General features: G+C 69.2%; 1 protein-coding gene. It reads right to left on the bottom strand.

What is annotated here, in order from left to right:
• Positions 1 to 4,355 (bottom strand): beta-ketoacyl synthase N-terminal-like domain-containing protein (locus tag AB0I42_RS37085; RefSeq protein WP_357544454.1); only part of this gene is annotated, 4,355 nt, incomplete at its 3' end.
• Between the last annotated feature and the right edge of the window lie 30 nt (positions 4,356 to 4,385).

Here is a 4,385-nt window from a genome sequence, read left to right as displayed (position 1 = left end):
TCACACACCACCACCGCCGCCCGCGCCACCGCCAGGTCGGCCGCGTCCACCAACACGAGACGGCCCGGATGCTCGGACTGCGCCGACGCCAACAAGCCCCACACCGCCGCGTGCTCTGGGCGGTTCTGGCTGTCGGGGACCAGGACCAGCCAGCGCCGATCGTCGGCGGCCAAACGCTGCCGCACACCGGCCAGAGTGTCGGCCAGGCCGGCACCGGCGCAGTCCCACACCGCGATGTCGGCCTCCGCCTCGCCGACATGGCCGGCCTCGACCCAGTCGACGGTGTAAAGATCCCGAACCGCCTTGACCGGCAGCCGGTCCGGCAACGCCCGCAGCACAAGCGACCCCACCGTCGCCACCGGCGCCCCGTCCGTGTCGGTCAGGGTCAACGACAGGTTGTCACCGTCGACGCGCATCCGCACTCGTGCCTCTGTCGCGCCCGCGGCATGCACGGCGACGTCCTGCCACGCGAACGGCAGCAGCGGCTCCGCCGGACCGCCGGGCTTCTCCAGCGCCGCGAGGTGCAGCGCGGCGTCCAGCAGCGCGGGATGCACCCCGAAGCGGTCCACCTGCGCACGGCCCGCATCATCCAAGGCGACCTCGGCGACGAACTCCGCACCATCACGCCACGCCGCCCGCACTCCCCGGAACACCGGGCCGTACTGCAAACCCACAGCAGCCAGACCCTCGTACAGATCCTCCACCGACAGCGGCGTCGCACCAGCCGGCGGCCAGGTCTTCTCCGCACTCAGTGACACGTCCGGAGTGGCATCACCCAGGACGCCGGTGGCGTGGCAGGTCCAGGGCTCGTCCTCGCCGGTACGTGAGTAGATGCCGAGTTGCCGCTCGGCGTTCACCGTGATCTGCACCTCGACGGCCCCGTCGAGCACGAGCGGAGCCTGCACGGTCAGTTCCCGCAAAACGGGTGCGCCGACCAGGTCACCGGCGTGGATCGCCCAGTCCACGAACTGCGTCCCCGGCACCAGCACCATGCCGTGGACCGCGTGATCAGCCAGCCACGGCTCCAGCGCCGTCGAGACCTTGGTGGTGACGACCACACCCCCGTCCGCCAGCCGCAACACCGAACGCCCGTCACCAGCGGGATCAAGCCAGAACCGCTGCCGCTGAAACGCATACGTCGGCAGATCAGCAGGAGCCACAGCCGGCACAACCGGCGCCCAATCCACCGAAACCCCAGCCGTATGCAACACCGCCGCAGCACGAAGCACATCAGACAACCCGCCACCGTCCCGCTTCAGCGTGCCGGTCACCACGCAGTCATCAACCGTCTCCACAATCCCCGGCAACAACACCGGATGCGCCGACACCTCAACAAACCGACGCAACCCATCACCCGCCGCCGAACGCACCGCAGCCTCGAAACGAACCTCAGCCCGCAGATTCGTATACCAATAGCCGGCATCCAACCCGGCCGGATCGACCAACTCCCCGGTCACCGTCGAATACCAGGGCACATCAGCAGCCTGGAACTCCACCACGCCCAGCCGCGCTTTGAGGATGTGCTCGGCAGCTTCGACCTGCTCGGAATGGGACGCATAATCGACATCCACCCAACGGGTGCGCGCCCGACCCCAGTCGACCGACTCCAACGCCGCCCGGTCACCCGACACCACACACAAACCCGGACCATTGACCGCCGCCACACCAACACCCGGAATCTCAGCCACCCGGGCCCGAACCTCATCAGCGGGCAACGCCACCGACAACATCCCACCCCGACCCGACAACAACTCCGCGATCACCCCCGCCCGCACCGCCACCACCCGAGCACCCTCCTCCAGCGACAACGCCCCCGCCACCACCGCGGCCGCCACCTCACCCTGAGAATGGCCGATCACCGCCGCCGGACGCACCCCCAACCACTGCCACACCCGAGCCAAAGACACCATCACCGCCCACATCAACGGCTGCACAACCCGCACATCACCATCGACCGCCTCAAACACCGAACGACCCGTCCATCGTTGGAGCGCCTGATCACACTCGGCCATCGCCTCCGCGAACACCCGCGACTCCACCAACAACCGGCCAGCCATCCCCTCCCACTGCCAACCCTGACCAGCAAACACCCACACCACACCACCCGGCGTCGCCGGCACCGCAGGCACCTGCAAGTCATCCAACGAACCACCCACCGCGACCGCCCGATACGGCAACAACGCCCGCCGCGCAAGACCGGCCGCCACCGCATGCGCCGACACCTCCGGCCGCCCCTCGACGTACGCGGCCAACCGATCAATCTGCGCCCGGAGCGCGGCCGCCGAACGCGCCGACACGGTCCACACCGCCGGCGCCGGCTCGACCCCGACGGCCGGCGTCTCCACAGCCTCCGGAGCCTGCTCCAAAACGACGTGCGCGTTGGTGCCACTCACCCCGAACGACGACACACCCGCCCGACGCGGACGCCCAGTCTCCGGCCACGCGCTGGACGCCGTCGCCAACTCGACCGCACCCGCCGACCAATCCACCTGCGGCGACGGCGCATCGACGTGCAACGACCGCGGCACCACACCATGGCGGATCGCCAACACCATCTTGATCAGACCGGCGACACCGGCAGCGGCCTGAGTGTGTCCCAGATTCGACTTGACCGACCCCAGCAGCAAAGGCTGCTCCCGATCCTGTCCGTAAGTCGCCAGCACTGCCTGCGCCTCGATCGGATCACCCAACCGCGTCCCCGTCCCATGCGCCTCCACCACATCCACATCGGCGGTCGACAACCCGGCCGAGGCCAGCGCCTGGCGGATCACCCGCTGCTGTGAGGGCCCGTTCGGCGCGGTCAACCCGTTCGAGGCTCCGTCCTGGTTCACCGCGGAGCCACGCACCACCGCCAGCACCCGATGTCCGTTACGCCGGGCATCCGACAACCGCTCCACCAGCACCAGACCGACACCCTCGGAGAAACCCGTACCGTCGGCCGCCGCCGCGAAGGACTTGCACCGGCCGTCGGCGGCGAGCCCACGCTGCCGGGAGAACTCCACCAGCACACTCGGCGTTGCCATTACCGATACGCCGCCGGCGAGCGCGAGGTCGCATTCACCCGACCGCAACGCCTGCACCGCCAGATGCAACGCCACCAACGACGACGAACACGCCGTATCCACCGTCACCGCCGGACCCTCGAACCCGAACGTGTACGCCACCCGCCCCGACGCCACACTCCCCGCATTCCCGTTGGTGAAATAACCCTCCAACTCCGCCGGAACCGACCGCACCCGCGACCCGTAATCGTGATACATCAACCCCGCGAACACACCGGTCCGACTCCCCCGCAACGACAACGGATCAACACCGGCCCGCTCCAACAACTCCCACGACACCTCCAGCAACAACCGCTGCTGCGGATCCATCGCCAACGCCTCACGCGGCGAAATCCCGAACAGATCAGCATCGAAATCCGCAGCATCCGCGAGGAACCCACCGTGCCGGGTGTAGGCGGTTCCCGGCTTCTCCCCCGCCGGGTCGTAGAGCGACGCCAGGTCCCAGCCCCGGTCGGTGGGCAGGCCGCCGATCGCATCGGCGCCGTCCGTGAGCATCTGCCACAGGTCCTCCGACGAGGACACGCCACCGGGGAACCGGCACGCCATCTCGACGACCACGATCGGGTCGTCCCGCGTCGCGGTCGCCGTCACCGGCGCGGCCACGGATTGCGGCGACCCGAACATCAGCTCGTCGAGGTGGCCGGCCAGCGCCACGGGCGACGGATAGTCGAAGACCAGTGTTGCCGGCAGCCGCACGTCCAACCGCGCCGCCAGGCGGTTGCGAAGGTCGACCGCGGTCAGCGAATCGAATCCCATCTCCCGGAAGGCCGAACCGGGCTCGATCCGGTCCTCGTCGCGGAAGCCAAGCACCGCGGTCGCCTGTCCGCACACCAGCCGCAGGATCTCCGCTCGGCGGCGGTCCATGTCGAGGCCGGTGAGGCGGTGCGCCGACGCCGTGTCCCGATTGACCGCAGCCGCCGTGAGCCGGGTCGCCGTGACCAGCCGCGACAACAACGGCGGTGCCGCTGTGGAGCCGGTCAGCCGCAACCGCACCGGCACCACCGCGGGAGCATCCGCCCGGAGCGCGGCGTCGAACAGCCGCAGCCCGAGCTCGTTACCGATCGGCAGCACTCGGGACCGTTCCAGGCGCTCGCGGTCCGCGGATCCGGTCATCGCGCTTTCGTTGTCCCAGAATCCCCAGGCGAGTGATTGTGCCGCCAGGCCCTGCGCACGCCGCCGACGAGCCAGCGCATCCAGATAGGCGTTCGCGGCCGCATAGTTCGCCTGCCCCGCCGAACCGAACACCCCCGACGCCGAGGAGAACAACACGAACGCACTCAGACCATCGGTCAACTCGTGAAGGTACTCCGCCGCGACGGCCTT

This window comes from Polymorphospora sp. NPDC050346 (assembly GCF_040655695.1).
Lineage (GTDB): Bacteria > Actinomycetota > Actinomycetes > Mycobacteriales > Micromonosporaceae > Polymorphospora > Polymorphospora lycopeni.
Note: the sequence above shows the minus strand (reverse complement) of the source record. Positions and strands in the feature narration are given on the sequence as shown.